General features: G+C 63.0%; 12 protein-coding genes. 3 read left to right on the top strand and 9 right to left on the bottom strand.

Annotated elements, in window-relative coordinates:
- Positions 1 to 1,365, bottom strand: a complete 1,365-nt coding sequence (locus EJ067_RS28170) for an NAD(P)-dependent oxidoreductase (protein WP_126088415.1) — start codon at positions 1,363 to 1,365, stop codon at positions 1 to 3.
- 114 nt (positions 1,366 to 1,479) lie between these two features.
- The gene (locus EJ067_RS28165) at positions 1,480 to 2,214 is read right to left on the bottom strand and encodes a gamma-glutamylcyclotransferase (RefSeq protein ID WP_126088414.1); all 735 of its coding nucleotides are present in this window, start codon (positions 2,212 to 2,214) and stop codon (positions 1,480 to 1,482) included.
- Between the two features lie 177 nt (positions 2,215 to 2,391).
- Between EJ067_RS28165 and EJ067_RS28160 the strand changes: the two genes are divergently transcribed.
- Entirely contained in the window at positions 2,392 to 3,168 is a 777-nt protein-coding gene (locus EJ067_RS28160; protein WP_126088413.1) for a VOC family protein, read from the top strand.
- A gap of 139 nt (positions 3,169 to 3,307) precedes the next feature.
- Here the strand turns inward: EJ067_RS28160 and EJ067_RS28155 are convergent, their stop codons facing one another.
- Positions 3,308 to 3,814, bottom strand: a complete 507-nt coding sequence (locus EJ067_RS28155) for a hypothetical protein (protein ID WP_126088412.1) — start codon at positions 3,812 to 3,814, stop codon at positions 3,308 to 3,310.
- A 182-nt stretch (positions 3,815 to 3,996) separates the two neighbouring features.
- On the opposite strand from EJ067_RS28155, the gene EJ067_RS28150 reads away from it, so the two are divergent.
- Positions 3,997 to 4,395, top strand: a complete 399-nt coding sequence (locus tag EJ067_RS28150; RefSeq protein ID WP_126088411.1) for a DoxX family protein — start codon at positions 3,997 to 3,999, stop codon at positions 4,393 to 4,395.
- A gap of 18 nt (positions 4,396 to 4,413) precedes the next feature.
- Here EJ067_RS28150 and EJ067_RS28145 read toward each other — a convergent pair whose 3' ends face one another.
- Positions 4,414 to 6,840, bottom strand: coding sequence for an FAD-dependent oxidoreductase (locus EJ067_RS28145; protein ID WP_126088410.1), 2,427 nt, complete (start codon positions 6,838 to 6,840; stop codon positions 4,414 to 4,416).
- Positions 6,841 to 6,904: 64 nt separating this feature from the next.
- Positions 6,905 to 8,443 carry a trimethylamine methyltransferase family protein gene (locus EJ067_RS28140; RefSeq protein WP_126089780.1) on the bottom strand — a complete coding sequence of 513 codons (1,539 nt, stop codon included), beginning with the start codon at positions 8,441 to 8,443 and terminating at the stop codon, positions 6,905 to 6,907.
- A 211-nt stretch (positions 8,444 to 8,654) separates the two neighbouring features.
- On the opposite strand from EJ067_RS28140, the gene EJ067_RS28135 reads away from it, so the two are divergent.
- Positions 8,655 to 9,245 carry a transglycosylase SLT domain-containing protein gene (locus tag EJ067_RS28135; RefSeq protein WP_126088409.1) on the top strand — a complete coding sequence of 197 codons (591 nt, stop codon included), beginning with the start codon at positions 8,655 to 8,657 and terminating at the stop codon, positions 9,243 to 9,245.
- A 95-nt stretch (positions 9,246 to 9,340) separates the two neighbouring features.
- On the opposite strand, the gene EJ067_RS28130 is transcribed toward EJ067_RS28135, so the two are convergent.
- The 4 genes from EJ067_RS28130 to EJ067_RS28115 all read right to left on the bottom strand — a co-directional run bounded on the left by EJ067_RS28130 (position 9,341) and on the right by EJ067_RS28115 (position 15,679).
- Positions 9,341 to 11,551 (bottom strand): ABC transporter ATP-binding protein, encoded by a 2,211-nt coding sequence (locus tag EJ067_RS28130; RefSeq protein ID WP_126088408.1) that lies wholly within the window; start codon positions 11,549 to 11,551, stop codon positions 9,341 to 9,343.
- 47 nt (positions 11,552 to 11,598) lie between these two features.
- The gene (locus tag EJ067_RS28125) at positions 11,599 to 12,756 is read right to left on the bottom strand and encodes an ABC transporter permease (RefSeq protein ID WP_126088407.1); all 1,158 of its coding nucleotides are present in this window, start codon (positions 12,754 to 12,756) and stop codon (positions 11,599 to 11,601) included.
- A gap of 12 nt (positions 12,757 to 12,768) precedes the next feature.
- Complete coding sequence (locus EJ067_RS28120) at positions 12,769 to 13,803, bottom strand: ABC transporter permease (RefSeq protein WP_126088406.1); 1,035 nt, start codon at positions 13,801 to 13,803, stop codon at positions 12,769 to 12,771.
- Between the two features lie 226 nt (positions 13,804 to 14,029).
- On the bottom strand, positions 14,030 to 15,679 hold the full coding sequence (locus tag EJ067_RS28115) for an ABC transporter substrate-binding protein (RefSeq protein WP_126088405.1): 1,650 nt from the start codon (positions 15,677 to 15,679) through the stop codon (positions 14,030 to 14,032).
- Between the last annotated feature and the right edge of the window lie 216 nt (positions 15,680 to 15,895).

The following is a 15,895-nucleotide window of genomic DNA, read 5'->3' as shown; positions in this document are numbered from 1 at the left end:
TCATGCCCTCCCGTTAGAGGTCAGCGCCCGGTGGATGCTCTCGGCGGCGTCGCGGCCTTGCGCCACGGCCGAGACCGTCAGGTCGTCGCCGCCGAAGATGCAGTCGCCGCCCGCCCAGACTTTGGCTAGCGAGGTGCGGCCTTCGGCGTCGACCTTGATGCGGCCGGCCTCGAGCTCGATCGAGGCGACGCTGCCGTTGAGCACCGCGGGCGTGAAACTCTGGCCGATCGCCTTGAACACCTGATCGGCGGCGAGCGTCAGCGTCTCGCCGGTGCCGGCAAGCTTGTCGCCGTCGATCGCGGTGTATTCGAGCTCGATGGCCGACACCTTGCCGTTCTCGGCAATGACCCGCTTCGGCTGCAGCCAGTGGCGGATGGTGACGCCGTTGGCGGCGGCGAGATCCTGCTCGAAGCCGGAAGCGTTCATGTGCTCCTGCCCGCGCCGGTAGCAAATCGTCACCTCTTCGGCGCCGAGCAGTTTCGACTGCACCGCGGCATCGATCGCCGTCATGCCGCCGCCAATGACGACGACCCGCCGGCCGACCGGCAGGCTGCCGAGATCGCTCGCCTGCCTGAGCTCGGCGATGAACTCGACGGCGTTGGCGACACCGTCCGCCTCCTCGCCGTCGGCGCGCAGCGCATTGATGCCGCCAAGACCGAGGCCGAGGAACACCGCGTCGTAGTTGCGGATCAGGTCGGAGAGCTGGAAGTCGCGGCCGAGCGCCTTGCCGTTCTGGATGTCGATGCCGCCGATCGAGGTGACATAGTCGACCTCGGCCTGGGCGAAATCGTCGACGCTCTTATAGGCCGCGATGCCATATTCGTTGAGTCCTCCCGCCTTGGGCCGCGCCTCGAGGATCGTCACGTCATGGCCGTGGCGGGCAAGACGATGCGCCGCCGCGAGACCCGCAGGCCCGGCGCCGACCACCGCGGCCGTTTTTCCGGTCGGTTCGGCGCGCTTGTAGAACTGCTTGTCCTCGTCCATCGCGACATCGGTGGCGTAGCGCTGCAGCCGGCCGATCTGCACTGGCTTGCCCTCCGCCACCTCGCGCACGCAGACCTCTTCGCAAAGCGTCTCGGTCGGACAGACGCGGGCGCACATGCCGCCGAGGATGTTCTGGTCGAAGATCGTCTTGGCCGAGCCGAGCGGATTGCCGGTCGCGATCTGACGAATGAACAGCGGGATGTCGATCGACGTCGGGCATGCATTCATGCACGGGGCGTCGTAGCAGAAATAGCAGCGATCGGCTTCGACCAGCGCCTCGTGATGATCGAGCGGCGGATGCAGATCGGAGAAATTGTCGGCATATTGCTCGGAAGACAGCCGGCCGCCGGCAATGCCTTCGATGAAATGACCAGTCGCCATTCCAGTTCCCCTTGTTGTCGTTTTGGGGAAGGCTAGCACGTTTTATTTTTTTATCAATTGGTCAATTTTCGGCCAAACCACTGGAATGGCTCGATAAAAACATGATAGTTGTACTCATGTTATAGCGCCGACTGCGACTGCCGACGGCTCGCTGACTGCGATCCTGTGGCCATGGATCGACCTGATCTCGTCGGCGACCAGTTCCTGCAATCGCCATAGATTGCGGTCACGGATGCCGAACGTCTCGAGGTGGCTGACGGTGTTGTAGAGATATTCGGCGCCCGAGCCGACATGGCCGCAGGCGCGCGCCAGTATCTTCGCCACCCTTTCCAGCGGCTGCCTGAGCGACGTGCCCCTGCCGGTCACGCCGACCCAGAAACCAAGCGCTCGCAAGGATCCCTGCGTCGTGCGCACCGGAACCCATCTGACCGAGCTGACGGCCTCGTGGTCGTCGATCTCACGCCGCAGCAGCCTTTCGATCTGGGCGGTCTTTTCGCCGTCCGGCAGGCGGTAGATGACGCCATCGCATCGGCCGCCCCGTTCCAGCGCCATCATCAATCCAGGCTGCTCGCGGCTGCCGCGCCAGCGTTGTATGTCGAGGCAGAATGAACGGTGCCAGCCATGCGCGGCGGCACGCCGCTGCTCGACGGACTCGAAGGCCGGTTTCCAGATCAATGAGCCATAGGCGAACACCCACAGCGGACCTTCGTCGGCTTCGCCGGACAGGCGCGAGGCGAGCATTCCGAAATCATCGTCGTCCAACTGCGCCCAGCTGCCGTCGGGGCCAGGATCGACCTCCTCCCGGTGGCACAGAGCGACAAGCTCGGGCGTGAGCGACATTCGGCGCAATGGAAAAGAGCCCCTCTTTGACGCCAGCAAAATCGAAAATCGCATGACACGCAAGATCAAGGTTTCCTACGCCTTGCCGTTCGCGATTTCTGGTCCAGATGTCGGATTTCTGTCGCCGAGATCGTCCTAGGATGGATCGAACCGCGATTGCTGCCTGAACCGGTAAGGAGACCGACCATGCCGAATTCCCCGCAACCTTTCTTCTGGTATGAACTTTTGACCACCGACCTCGACGCCGCCGAGGCCTTTTACACCGCCGTCGTCGGCTGGAGGGCCGAGCCCTTCGATCAGGCGCCGGGCATGCCGCGCTACATCGTGATGAATTCCAGCGTGCGCGGCGTCGGCGGGCTGATGACGCTGCCGGAAGACGCCGCCAAGATGGGCATGCCGCCGGCCTGGCTCGGCTATATCTACACCAGGGATGTCGACGCCTCGACGAAGGCTTTGCAGGAGGCGGGCGGCGCTGTCCACCGCGCGCCGGACGACATTCCCGGCGTCGGCCGCTTCGCCGTCGTCGCCGATCCTCAAGGGGCGAACTTCATGTTCCTGCAGCCCAACCAGCCCGAGCAGCCGCCGGTACCGGCCACCACGCCCGGCCATATCGGCTGGCACGAACTCTACACTTCGGACTGGAAGGCGGCTTTCGACTTCTATTCAGGCCAGTTCGGCTGGGAGAGCGCCGGCCAGTTCGACATGGGCGAGATGGGCATCTACCAGACCTTCGGCGCCGGCCCGGAATCGGGCGGCGGCATGATGAACAAGCCGCCGCAGATTCCGGTCCCGGTCTGGCTGTTCTACTTCAACGTCGATGCCATCGACGCCGCCGCCAAGCGCGTCACCGACAATGGCGGCAAGGTGCTGATGGGGCCGATGGAGGTGCCGAGCGCGCAATGGGTGGTCCAGTGCCAGGACCCGCAAGGCGCGCATTTCGCGCTGCTGGCTCCGGTGCGGTGACAAATGGCGAAGCCGGCGGCAACAATCTCGTCCTCGTCGCAGTCGGAAGCGGATGGAAAGCCAATTGCTTGGCTTTCCATCCGACGAAAGCCGGCAGGACATATAGGGACGTTGTCTCGCCGACCTTTCGCTGTTGAGATTACTCCGGCGTCAGCACCGCCACCTTGAGATCGGCCTTCTTCGCGCCGCTGAGCTGGATGATCGCCGCGCCGCCCGCGAGCTTGAAGCGGACGCTCTTGCGGATGCCTGGGCAGGTCTTCACCCCGCTGAAACCCGTCGACTTCACCGCACGGCCGTTCTGCACGACATCGATCCAGGCCTCGTCGGACAGGCTGAGCTGGAGTTCGCCTTCAGGGGGCACGATGACGCTTGCCGTCGCGCCGAAGGTGCCGGCTGCCGGCGCGCGCGCCGGCGGCACCTCAAAGCTGATCGTATCGACAGCCACAAGTGCGAAATCCATCGCTTGCCCGACTGTCAGGTCAGCGCCGGACTGCGCCGCGGGCGCCGCCGGAAAGAGGGCCTGCTCGCGTGTCACCGGCCATTTGAAGGCGTCACAACCGGCGCCGGCGGCCATGGCGAAGCTCGTGCCTGCAAGGAGTGCGAAGAGGCTGATGACGACTTTTTTCATGGCAAAGGCAACCCGCATGGTTTGATGTCTCCGCACATCAATACAACCATAGGGATACTAATGCAACCAAAGAGAGAAAAAATCGGGACGAAACTGGAACGATTTCCGGTCACCGATTGTTGATGGCAGGCCACGGGAAGTGAGTGGTCCACTGCCGCACGATAATTTATGGCCGGTGCGGACGGGCAAATGGAGTTTGCATGAAGCTTTTCGAAAGCCTCGCCCAATACCGCCCGCTGGTGCTGGGCGTGCTCCGTATCATAACGGCGTTGCAGTTCATCGAGCACGGCACCCAGAAACTGTTCAACTTTCCAGCCGGCCCCCATGCCGAGGCGCTGACCGGCCTTGCGCTGACGTCCGGGATCCTCGAATTCGCCGGCGGCGTGCTGTTGGCACTGGGCCTCTTCACGCGCCCGGTGGCATTGCTGCTCTGCGGCGAGATGGCGATTGCCTATTTCATGGCCCACATGCCGCGCGACTTTTTCCCCGTCAACAATGGCGGCGACGCGGCGATCTCGTTCTGCTTCATCTTCCTCTACCTGGTCTTCGCCGGCCCCGGCGCCTTCGCGCTCGACAATCGCAACAACGCCAAGGCCTGATCACGGGCGCGCCTCGCTTCAGGCGCGCATCCGCTCGAAATTGGCGTCGAACAGAGGCGCCGGCTGGACCCGTGCCGCATGGCGCTTGCCGAGGATCTCGATCTCGAAGCCGTCCGGCTCGTCGGCGATCTCCTTCGGCACATAACCCATCGCGACCGATTTCTTCGAATGATGAGCGTAGCCGCCGGACGTAACCCAGCCGCGCACGGCGCCGTCATGCCAGATCGCCTCGTCGCCGATGACATCGGCATCGGCGGCGTCGACGATGAAGGTGCGCAGCCTGAGCTTGCCGCCCTGCTTGCGCTCGGCGAGCGCCGCTTCCTTGCCGATGAAATCGGCTTCCTTGCCATAGGCGACGAATCGGTCGAGTCCGGCTTCGACCGGTCCGTAGATAGGTCGGTATTCTCGCGCCCAGGAGCCGTAGTTCTTCTCCAATCTCAGCGCGTTGAGCGCGCGCGAGCCGAACAGGCCGATGCCGAACGCCTCGCCTGCCTTGATCAGCGCCTGGTAGGCGGCGCGCTGATATTCCGGCGCCACCCAGATCTCGTAGCCGAGATCGCCGGTATAGCTGACCCGGCCGACCAGACACGGCGCCATGCCGATATCCATTCTTGCAAAAGCCATGAACGGAAAGGCAGCGCTGGAGAGGTCGGCACGGGTAACCTTGGCCAGCACCTCCCTCGCCCTCGGCCCTGCGATGGCGAGGCCGGTGAGCTTCTGTCCCAACGCCTCGATGCGCACCGAGCCATCCTTTGGCAGATGCGTCTCGAACCAGCGCATGTGGTACTGCTCGGCGACGCCGGAACCGGCGATGAACCACTCGCCCTCTCCGCAATTGGCCAGCGTGAAATCGCCGATCAGCTTGCCGTCCTGCTTCAGCATCGGCGCCAGCGTCATGCGGCCAGGCTTGGGCAGCTTGCAGGCGAGCATGCGGTCGAGCCAGGCGGCCGCCCCCTCGCCCGTCACCCTGTATTTGGCGAAGCTTGAAATCTCCGCCAAGCCAACGCCATTGCGAACGGCGGCAACCTCCTTCGCGACATGATCGAAGTCGGTCGAACGCCGCCACGAGAACTCGTCGCTGACGCCTTCGGGCGCATACCAGAGCGGAACCTCCAGCCCGTAAGCCACGCCCCATTGCGCGCCCTTGGCCGACAAAGTGTCGTAGACCGGTGTCGTCTTGAGCGGACGGCCGGCGGGCAGTTCTTCATTCGGAAAGCGGATCGAGAAGCGCCGCGAATAATTCTCGCGCACCTTGGCGTTGGTGTAGGCCATCGTCGCCCAGTCGCCGTAACGCGCCACGTCCATCGCCCAGATGTCGGCGCCGGGGTCGCCCTCGATCATCCAGTTGGAGAGCGCCAGCCCGACGCCGCCGCCTTGAGAAAATCCCGCCATGACGCCGCAGGCGACCCAGAAGCCCGGCAGGCCGCGCACCGGGCCGACCAGCGGATTGCCGTCCGGCGCGAAGGTGAACGGGCCGTTGATGATCTGCTTGATGCCGGTCTTCTGGAAGCCCGGAAAATGGCGGAAGCCGACCTCCAGCGACGGCGCGATGCGGTCGATGTCCGGTTCCAGCAGCTCATGGCCGAAGTTCCACGGTGTGGAGAACTCGGACCAGACCTTGTTGGCCCTCTCGTAGGTGCCCATCAACATGCCGCCGCGCTCCTGGCGCAGATAGAGCTCGCCGTCGAAATCGACCGCATGGATGATCTCGGTGCCGGTCTTCCGGTTCCAGTCGGCGACCTCCGGCATGTCCTCGGTGATCAGGTACATGTGCTCCATGGCGAGCACCGGCAGCTCCAGCCCGACCATGCGGCCGACCTCGCGCGCCCATAGCCCGCCAGCATTCACGACATGCTCGGCCACCACCTCGCCCTTGTTGGTGATGACGCGCCACAGGCCGTCGGCCCGGCGCACGATGTCCTCGACCTTGGTGAAGCGCTCGACCTCGGCGCCGAGCTTCCGCGCCGCCTTGGCATAGGCATGCGTGACGCCCGACGGATCGAGATGGCCGTCCTCCTTGTTGCGCACCGCGCCGACGAATTGCTTTGGGTCGATGAGCGGCATCAGCTCGGCCGCCTCATTTGCAGAGATCACTTCGAGGTCGATGCCGAGATAGCGGCCCTTCGACACCACGCCGCGCAGCCAGTCGAGCCGCGCCTCGGTCGCCGCCAACAGGACGCCGCCGGTGAGATGCACGCCGGTCGCCTGGCCGGAAAGCTCCTCGATCTCCTTGTAGAGCGAGATCGTGTATTTCTGCAGCTTGGCGACATTGGGATCGCCGTTGATGGTATGCATGCCGCCGGCCGCGTGCCAGGTCGAGCCCGAGGTCAGCTCATCACGCTCCAGCAGCACGACATCTGTCCAGCCGTGGCGGGCGAGATGGAACAGCACCGAGCATCCGACGACACCGCCGCCGATGACCACGACCTTTGCATGCGACTTCATGGGTTCTTCTCGTTATTTCAGTGAGTTGAGAGAATGAAATGAATCAGGATGGAAAGCTGTTCCCTCACGGCTCGCCCTGCCCGATCGCTTCCTTGCGGCGCGCGATATAGGCTTCGAGCGCTTCGCGCACGGCGGAGTCCATGGCCGGCTCAACATATTCCTCCAGTGCCTTTTTCCACAGCCGCGTCGCGCGCGCCGTCGTGTCGAGCGCGCCGGCCTCCTGCCAGGCTTCGTAGTTCTGCCAGTTGGAGAGCATCGGCTGGTAGAAGGCGGTGGCATAGCGTTCCAGCGTGTGCGGCTCGCCGAAGAAGTGGCCGCCGGTCGGCACCGCCCCCAGCGCCTCCACCGCAAGTTCGGCCTCATCGACCACGATCGGCCGCAGGAACTCCATCATGTGCTGCATCATCTCGACATCGATAATGAGCTTCTCGAACGATGCCGTCAGCCCGCCCTCCTGCCAGCCGGCGGCGTGGTAGACGAGATTGCCGTGGCCGAGCACGGCGCCCCACAGCGCCATCAGCGTCTCATAAGCGCCTTGCGCGTCGGCGGCGTTCGAGGCCGAGCCCGGCGTGGTGCGGTACGGCAGGTTGTAGCGCCGCGCCAATTGCCCGGAGGCGATGTTGGCCTTGGTGTTTTCGGGTGTGCCGAAGGCCGGCGCGCCGGACTTCATGTCGACATTGGAGGTGAAGGCGCCGTACATCACCGGTGCGCCGGGGCGCACGAGCTGCGTCAGCACAATGCCGAACAGCGCCTCGGCATTCTGCTGCGCCAGCGCGCCGGCCAGCGTCACCGGGCTCATCGCGCCCATCAGCGTGAACGGCGTCACCGCCACCGACTGGCCGTATTCGGCCATGGTCATCAGCCCCTCGGCCATCATCTCGTCGAAGCGGCGCGGCGAGTTGACCGAGATGATGGTGGTGACGCCGGGATCCTGGCCGATCTGGTCGAGCGTCAAGCCACGCGCAATCGCCATCATCTCGATGCCGTCGAGCGCCCTGCCCCGACCGATCGCCGAGACATGGAAGCATTTGTCGGTCAGTGTGATGTTGGCAAAATAGGTGTCGAGATGGCGCGAATTCGCCGGCAATTCGATCGGCGCGCAGACCTGGTTGCCCAGCATGTGGATGCAGTTGAAATGCTGCGCCAGCCGGACGAGGTCGCAGTAGTCAGCGAGATTGCCGGCGCGGCGGCCGCGTTCCATGTCATGCACATTGGGCGGCCCGGCGACCAGCGTGAAGTTGATGGTGTTGCCGCCGAGATGGATGGCGCGGGCTGGATTGCGCGGGGTAAGCGTGTAGGAAGGCCGCGTCGTCTTCAGCGCCTCGTTGACCATGCCGCGATCGACGCGCACGTTCATCGAGCTGTGGTCGACCCTGGCGCCGGCGCGTTCGAACAGGGCGAGCGCCCGCGGGCTCATCACCTCGATGCCGAAATTTTCCAGGATATGCATCGAAGCATGATGAATTGCCTCGATCTGGTCGGCCGAAAGCAGCGCCATCGGCGGATAAGGATTCATCACCCGCCTGAGCGGCAACTGCGGAATGGCGGACGGCCCCCGGTTGCTGGTTCGCTCGGCGCCGCGTTTTCGTCTTGGTTCGGTCATGCGCGCATCAGAGCGCCGGCCGGGCGCGGCAGCTGTCAGGAATTCGCCATTTGCCGGCGTGATTTTAGCCACGGCGGCATTTTCTCAAATCGATGAAAAGAAATGCGACACATCCGGTCGAAATATCGATAGATCGATGATCGGCCCGTCACGGCCGGCGTTAAGGAAGCTCGAAAGACTCCTTTTATGATTTACGCCTATTCGTCCTCCGATGCGTAGGTCGAGTTTTAGTAAAATTGTCGCTGTGTCTGTGCTGCTGGCGCTTTCGGCCTGCGCGACGGCGCCCAGCCACATCAACAATGTCTGCGCCGTCTTCGACCAGAATGACGGCTGGTTCGACAACTGGCAGTCCGCCGCCGAGCGCACCGAGCAGAAGTACGGCATTCCCGTTCCGGTGCTGATGGCGACGGTGCGCAAGGAATCCGGCTTCAAGAGCAATGCCCGGCCGCCGCGCACCAAGCTGCTCGGCTTCATTCCCTGGAAGCATGTCTCCACTGCCGCGGGTTACTCGCAGGCGCTCGACGGCACCTGGTCGCAATACCAGATGGAGACCGGCAACTGGGCGGCGCGGCGCAGCCGTTTCGCTGACGCCATCGATTTCGTCGGCTGGTATCATTCCAAGACCGTCGATACGTTCGGCGTCGCCCGCAACGACACGTACAATCTCTATCTCGCTTATTACCTTGGCTGGTCGGCCTACGGCCGCGGCAATCGCGGGGACTCAGGCGTGCAGAGCTACGCGCGCGCCACCGACCAGATGGCCCGCGACTACGCCGCGCAGCTGCGGCAGTGTGGCAGCTGATGGCACGACGCCACGCTGCCTCCCAGATTTGTTGAGGTTCAGGTCAGGCCGAGCCGAAAATCGCGCACGCCGGCCTCACCTGAATATCACCGGACTTAGTTCGGTTTCGGCTTCTTGCCGCTCGGACGCTTCGGCGGTGTGCCGGCAAAGCCCGGGCCAGGCACGTGGGGTGCATCGTCCGGCACACCCTCATGCGCCGCATGCTCCTTGTCGAACTTGATGACCTGCTCCATCTTCGCCAGCACGTCGTCGGCGAGCCAGCACAGGCTCATATGGCCGTCGCCGAGATTCTTGACCGGCGGCACCTTCGTCTCGCAGAGATTGTCCGGCACCAGCTTCTTGTAGCCGCAGCGCGTCTGGAACGGGCATCCGGTCGGCGGGTTCATCGCCGACGGGATGTCGCCCTCGAGCACGATGTGCTTCTTGACGACGCTGGTGTCGGCGATCGGGATCGCCGACAGTAGCGCCTCCGTGTAGGGATGATAGGGCGGCGAGAAGATCTGGTCCGTCGTGCCCTGCTCGACGATATAGCCGAGATACATGACGACGACCCGGTCGGCGATGTAGCGCACCACCGACAGGTCGTGGCTGATGAACAGCATCGTCGTCTTGTTCTTGCGCTGGATGTCCATCAGCAGTTCGGTCACCGCCGCCTGCACCGAGACGTCGAGCGCCGAGACCGGCTCGTCGGCCACCACCACCTTGGCATCGCCGGCGAAGGCGCGCGCCACGCCGATGCGCTGCTTCTGCCCGCCTGAGAGCTGGCGCGGCTTGCGGGTCTCGAAGGCCCGCGGCAGCTTCACCAGGTCGAGCAGTTCCAGCATGCGCTTGCGCCGCTCGGCAACCGTTTTGCCGACATTGAACTTCTCCAGCGTGCGGATGATCTGCGAGCCGACCGTATGGCTGGGGTTCAGCGTGTCGAACGGATTCTGGAACACCATCTGGATCGACGACACGGTCTCGACATTGCGGTCCTCGATGCCGGTCGACTGGATCTCCTTGTTGCCGAGCGTCACGGTGCCCGAGCTTGCGGTCTCGAGTCCGAGCAGCACCTTGGCGAGCGTCGACTTTCCGCAGCCCGATTCGCCGACGATCGCGACCGTCTCCGACTCGCGCGCGGTGAACGAGATCGTCTCGTTGGCCTTGACGACGCGGCCTTCGCTGGAGCCGAACACCTCGCTGCCGCCGACCTTGTAGTATTTCTTGAGGTCGTCGATCTTGAGCACCGGCGCGCCGGGCTCGACCTTTTCGTTGACCTTCTTGGCGCCCGGTGGCAGCGCTTCCCAGTCGATCTCGTTGAAGCGCACGCAGCGCGAGAAATGGCCCTCATGCCCTTCGACGGGAACCATCGGGATTTCGGCGGCGTTGCAGACGCCCTCAACGAAATGGTGGCAGCGCGGGCCGAAATTGCATCCCTTCGGCCGCTCATGCGGCAATGGCAGCTGCCCGGGAATGGAGATCAGCGGCCGCGAATTCTTGTCGGCGCCGGGCAGCGGGATCGAGCGGAACAGCCCTTGTGTATAGGGGTGGCGCATCCGGTCGAAGACGTCCTCGATCTTGCCGGTCTCGACCGCCTCGCCGGAATACATCACCGTGATCTTGTCGCAGGTCTCGAGGATCAGGCCGAGATTGTGCGACACGAAGATCATCGAGGTGCCGAACTTCTGGCCCAGCCCCTTGACCAGCTCGACGATGCCGGCCTCGACGGTGACGTCGAGCGCCGTCGTCGGCTCGTCGAGCAACAGCAGCGCCGGCTTCGACAAGAGCGCCATGGCAATGACGATGCGCTGCTGCTGGCCGCCGGAAAGCTGGTGCGGATAGGAGCGCATCATGCGCTCCGGATCGGGCAGCTTCACCGCCCGCACCATCCCCAGCGCGCGCTTGTAGGCCTCGTCCTTCGACACCTTGTCGTGGATCAGCGGCACTTCCATCAATTGCTGGCCGATCTTCATCGCCGGATTGAGGCTCGCCATCGGCTCCTGGTAGATCATGGCGATCTTGTTGCCGCGGATGGCGCGAAGCTCCTCCTGGGACATCTCGCCCATGTCCCTGCCCTGGAACTTGATGCGGCCGCCGACGATCTTTCCGATGTTGGAGAGGTCGCGCATGATGCCGAGCGACACGGTTGACTTGCCGCAGCCGGATTCGCCGACGATGCCCATCGCCTCGCCGGGCATGACCGTGCAGGAAAAGTCCATCACCGCCGGGATCTCGCCCTTGCGGGTGAAGAAGGAGATCGAGAGGTTCTCAATCTCGATGATCGGCCCATTGGTCGACTTGGCTGGATCTCGAACTGCCTCGTTCATGGGTCGCTCCAATCCTTGTTTTCAAAGTAGGGCCGAAGACCCTTCCATCAATCCTTCATCGACTGTTCGCGCAGCGAGTCCGCCAGAAGGTTCAGCCCCAGCACGAACGACATCAGCGCGATCGTCGGCGGCAGCGCCGGATGGATGAAGGAGCGCAGCAGGCGGCTGGCGTCCTTGATCGCGGTGCCCCAGTCGGGACTTTCGGGCGCCAGCCCCAGGCCGAAATAACCGAGCGTGCCGAGCAGAATCGTCGTGTAGCCGATACGCAGACAGGCATCGACGATCAGCGGTCCGCGCGCATTCGGCAGGATTTCCCACAGCATGATGTACCAGGGCGATTCACCGCGCGTCTGCGCCGCCGCCACATAGTCGCGCGTCTTGATGTCCATGGTCAGCCCGCGCACGATGCGGAACACGCCGGGGCTGGAAGCGAACACCACCGCCACGAAGATATTGAGCTGGTTCGGATCGATGTGGACGATCTTCAGCGGATCGGCGTCAAACACGAGCCCGGCATAGATCCATCCGCCGATGACCAGCGTCAGGCCGAGGAGGATATAGAGGCGGTCCGGTCGGTTCTTGAAACGGGTCCAGAACAGCACACTGAAGAAGATGATCGGGAACAGGAAGAACAACCCTGCCATGGCATAGGGGATCGGCGTGTCCATGATGCCGGGCGTCACCAGCAGGTAGAACAGGAGGATAACCGGGAAGGCCAGCACAAGATTAGCCAGGAACGACAGCAGCGTGTCGATCTTGCCGCCATAGTAGCCCGCCGGCAGGCCAAGCGTGATGCCGACCATCAGCGCGAAACCGGTCGCCGCCGGCGCGATGATCAGCACGATCTGGCTGCCATAGACCATGCGCGAAAACACGTCGCGCGCAAGCTTGTCGCCGCCGAAATAGTAGATGAGCTTCGACGTCGGTTCGATCGCGCCGGGCAGCGAGTCCTTCATGATCGACACCTGCGCCAGCGGATCGAAAGGCGAGATCGTCGAAGCGAAGATTGCTGTGAACAGCCAGAACAGGCAGATGCCGACGCCGGCAATGCCGACGCCGCTGTCGAACAGCTGGCCGTAGAGACCGAGCTTCTTCTTATAGGCCAAGCTCACGCCCATGACGATGGCAAGCGCCAGCCAGACCGGCCAGAACCTGGAAATCACACCAATAATGACGCTGAGGGCGCTGATATATTCGATCTGCATCCGCTTCGCCCCCTATTGAACCCTGATACGCGGATTGAGAAACGCGTAGCCGACATCCGAGATGAGCTGCGTGATCAGCACGATGAACACCGAGACCAGCGAGCAGCCGAGCAGAAGGTCGATGTCGTTGTTGCCGGCGGCCTCGACCAGCGTGTAGCCGAAGCCCTGGTAGCGGAACATCACCTCGACGATGACCACGCCGGTGAGCAGCCACGGAAACTGCAGCATGATGACGGTGAACGGCGCGATCAGCGCGTTGCGCAACGCATGCTTGACGACGACGCTGCTGAAGGAGAGCCCCTTGAGGCGGGCGGTGCGGATATATTGCTGTGTCATCACCTCGACCATCGAGGCGCGCGTCATGCGCGCAATGTAGCCGGTGCCGTAGATCGCCAGCGTCATCACCGGCAGCGTGAAATTGTAGAAGGTAAGGCCCTGGCTTGCCGATGCGGCCGAGCCGTTCAGCCAGCCGAGCCACGAGGCGAAGATGACGGTGAAGATGACGCCCGACACATATTCGGGCGTCGCCGTCGAGGCGATCGAGGCGACCGACAGCGTGCGATCGGTGCGCGAACCTTCGCGCATGCCGGCCAGTATCCCGATGAGCAGCGAGATCGGCACCATCACCGCCAGCACCCAGAACATCAAAAGCCCGGTGGCGCCGAGCGCCGGAAACAGCTTGGCCGCGACCGTCGTCTTGAACTTGGTCGAACAGCCGAAATCGCCCTGCAGCACGCCGGAGAATTTCGGCTCGACCGGGTCGTTGCAGAAAGAGAAGCGCTGCGCCGGCTTGCCCGTCGCCGGATCGGTCGCCGGCTGCTTGGGCAGCAGGCCAAGCCATTGCCCGTAGCGAACGAAGAAGTTCTGCCGGTAGCCATGGTTGACCAGCCAGTCCTCTAGCTGCTCGGCCGACGTATGCATTTCAGTCTGGCTGATCGCCAGCTTCTTGAGATTCGGGTCTAGATTGATCAGGAAGAAGACGATCAACGTCAGGCACAGCATCGTCAATGCCATGGTGCCGAGACGCCTGATAACAAAAGAAAGCATGGCGGTCCCCTGCCGTTCTGGTTGGGGTTGCAGCCTGTCTGGAAACCGGCGCGTCCGCTCGCGGCGGAGGCTGGCTGTCAAACGGACCCTCGGATGCGATCAACCCTGTTTTATTGCACGACACCCCCGGAAGAGTCCGCATCATTTTGCTGCGTCGGCTTCCGGTTCCGGCATTGTGCGGGGAGTGACGGGAAGGGGCAAGCGCCCCTTCCCGTGATCGGTCCAATCACGCCTGATCGAGCCATACCTTGCCGAAGTCGTGCTCGAAGCTCGGATGCATGTAGTACCCCTTCACCGCAGCCGTCGAGTGACAATACAGATTGCGCCAGAAGGGCTGGATGATGATGCCGGAATCCTGCAGGATCTGCTCGATATCCTTCATCATCTCCTTGCGTTTGGCGGGGTCGATAACGCCAAGTGCGGCGTTGAGTTTGGTGTCCCATTCCGGATTCGACCAGGCAGTCTCGTTCCAGGCCTCACCGCTGCGGTAGCCGATCGCCAGAACCTGGACGCCGAGCGGCCGCATGTTCCAGTTGGTCATCGACAGCGGATATTTGGTCCAGTCGTTCCAGAACGTCGAGCCCGGCAGCACCGTGCGCTTCACCTTGATGCCGGCGTCGCGCATCTGCGCGGCGATGGCGTCGCCGGAGTTCTTGTGCCAATCCTCGTCGACCGTGATCAGCTCATGCTCGAAATCGGCCTGGCCGGCTTCCGCCAGCAGCGCCTTTGCCTTGGCCGGATCGCGCGCGACCTTGGCCAGTTCGTAGTACTCCGGATGGATCGGGCAGACGTGATGGTTTTCAGCCACCTTGCCGGCGTTGCCGATCCCGAGCTGGAGGACGACATTGTTGTCGACCGCGAGTTGCAGCGCGTGGCGCACCTTCTGGTCGTCATACGGCTTGTTGTTGACATTGGTGCGGCAGACGATCGTCGTCGCGGTGACGACTTCCGATTTGACCAGATCCAGACCATCCATGATCGCCACATAGTCCGCAGTGGTCTCGTAGTTGCAATGGACTTCGCCCGCCTCAAAGGCACTGACTGTTGCGGCCGGATCGGCGCCGTAGTCGATGAACTCGATGCCGTCGAGAGGAACCTCGCCGTCCCACCACTTGTTGTCCTCGCGGCGCTTGTAGACCACCTTCTGGCCGACATCGTAGGAGACCAGCTCGAACGGACCGGTGCCGATCGGACAGGCCTTGAAATCGCCGCCCTTCTCGTCGAACGTCTTGTGGACAAGGAGGCTGGGATAGTCGCATACGTTCGGGATCAGCGCGATGTCGGACTTGCCGAGCTTCAGCTTGATCGTCATGTCGTCGACTTTGGTCACGGCGCTTTCGTCGAGCTTGTCGTCCTTGACCAGAGTGCCTAGACGGCCGGGCATGGAATTGCCCTCGGCCTTCTTGTCGGCCCAGCGCTTCAGGTTGAAGATGACGTCATCAGCGGTAAACGCGTCGCCGTTCGACCATGTCACGCCCTTGCGTACATGCAGCGTGTATTCGGTGGCGTCGTCATTGACGTCCCAGCTCTCCAGCAGATAGGGGCGGAAGGTATAATCGGCTGTATATTTGACCAGGGGTTCCAGCGCCTGGCGCTCGGCATTGGCGATCTCCGACCAGTCGGCCTTGCGCGGATCCTTTGGATCCTTGATCCACATGGCAACCTTGAGGGTGCCGCCCTTCTTCGGGGCGTCTTCGGCTCTTGCTTCGCTCGGCACGGCGAGACCGAGCATGCCATAGGCCATCGCCGTGGACGCTCCGAAGACGCTGGCCAGAGCCAGGAATTCGCGGCGATCCACCTTGCCGGCCTTGGCTTCTTCGGCCATGGCCAGGATGTGGTCCGGAACGCGATCACCATTACTTTTGTAGATTGCCATGACTGACTCCCATTGTTGGCTTTCTGCCTTTTAACATTCCGCATCCGGACCGTGATGTCAAAGACGGTCTGGACTGGGAACATGTTAGCGAATGTGCAACTTTGGAATGAGACCGGTTCGCGTGATAGCGACAGTCTTGACGCAAATTTGCTAGTGCGCCGCACATTTCCCAAGAAATCGACAGGCGATTAAATCAAGCCATTTTAGGTGGATAAC

Origin of the sequence: Mesorhizobium sp. M1D.F.Ca.ET.043.01.1.1 (assembly GCF_003952385.1) — a bacterium.
GTDB lineage: Bacteria > Pseudomonadota > Alphaproteobacteria > Rhizobiales > Rhizobiaceae > Mesorhizobium.
The sequence above is the reverse complement of the archived record's forward strand: the minus strand, read 5'-3'. Positions and strand labels throughout refer to the sequence as shown.

Bases quoted from the DNA above. Each gene is read 5' to 3' on its own strand.
- EJ067_RS28170 (WP_126088415.1), bottom strand. From the start codon at position 1,365: ATGGCGACTGGTCATTTCATCGAAGGCATTGCCGGCGGCCGGCTGTCT.
- EJ067_RS28160 (WP_126088413.1), top strand. From the start codon at position 2,392: ATGCCGAATTCCCCGCAACCTTTCTTCTGGTATGAACTTTTGACCACC.
- EJ067_RS28155 (WP_126088412.1), bottom strand. From the start codon at position 3,814: ATGCGGGTTGCCTTTGCCATGAAAAAAGTCGTCATCAGCCTCTTCGCA.
- EJ067_RS28150 (WP_126088411.1), top strand. From the start codon at position 3,997: ATGAAGCTTTTCGAAAGCCTCGCCCAATACCGCCCGCTGGTGCTGGGC.
- EJ067_RS28145 (WP_126088410.1), bottom strand. From the start codon at position 6,840: ATGAAGTCGCATGCAAAGGTCGTGGTCATCGGCGGCGGTGTCGTCGGA.
- EJ067_RS28140 (WP_126089780.1), bottom strand. From the start codon at position 8,443: ATGACCGAACCAAGACGAAAACGCGGCGCCGAGCGAACCAGCAACCGG.
- EJ067_RS28135 (WP_126088409.1), top strand. From the start codon at position 8,655: ATGCGTAGGTCGAGTTTTAGTAAAATTGTCGCTGTGTCTGTGCTGCTG.
- EJ067_RS28130 (WP_126088408.1), bottom strand. From the start codon at position 11,551: ATGAACGAGGCAGTTCGAGATCCAGCCAAGTCGACCAATGGGCCGATC.
- EJ067_RS28125 (WP_126088407.1), bottom strand. From the start codon at position 12,756: ATGCAGATCGAATATATCAGCGCCCTCAGCGTCATTATTGGTGTGATT.
- EJ067_RS28120 (WP_126088406.1), bottom strand. From the start codon at position 13,803: ATGCTTTCTTTTGTTATCAGGCGTCTCGGCACCATGGCATTGACGATG.
- EJ067_RS28115 (WP_126088405.1), bottom strand. From the start codon at position 15,679: ATGGCAATCTACAAAAGTAATGGTGATCGCGTTCCGGACCACATCCTG.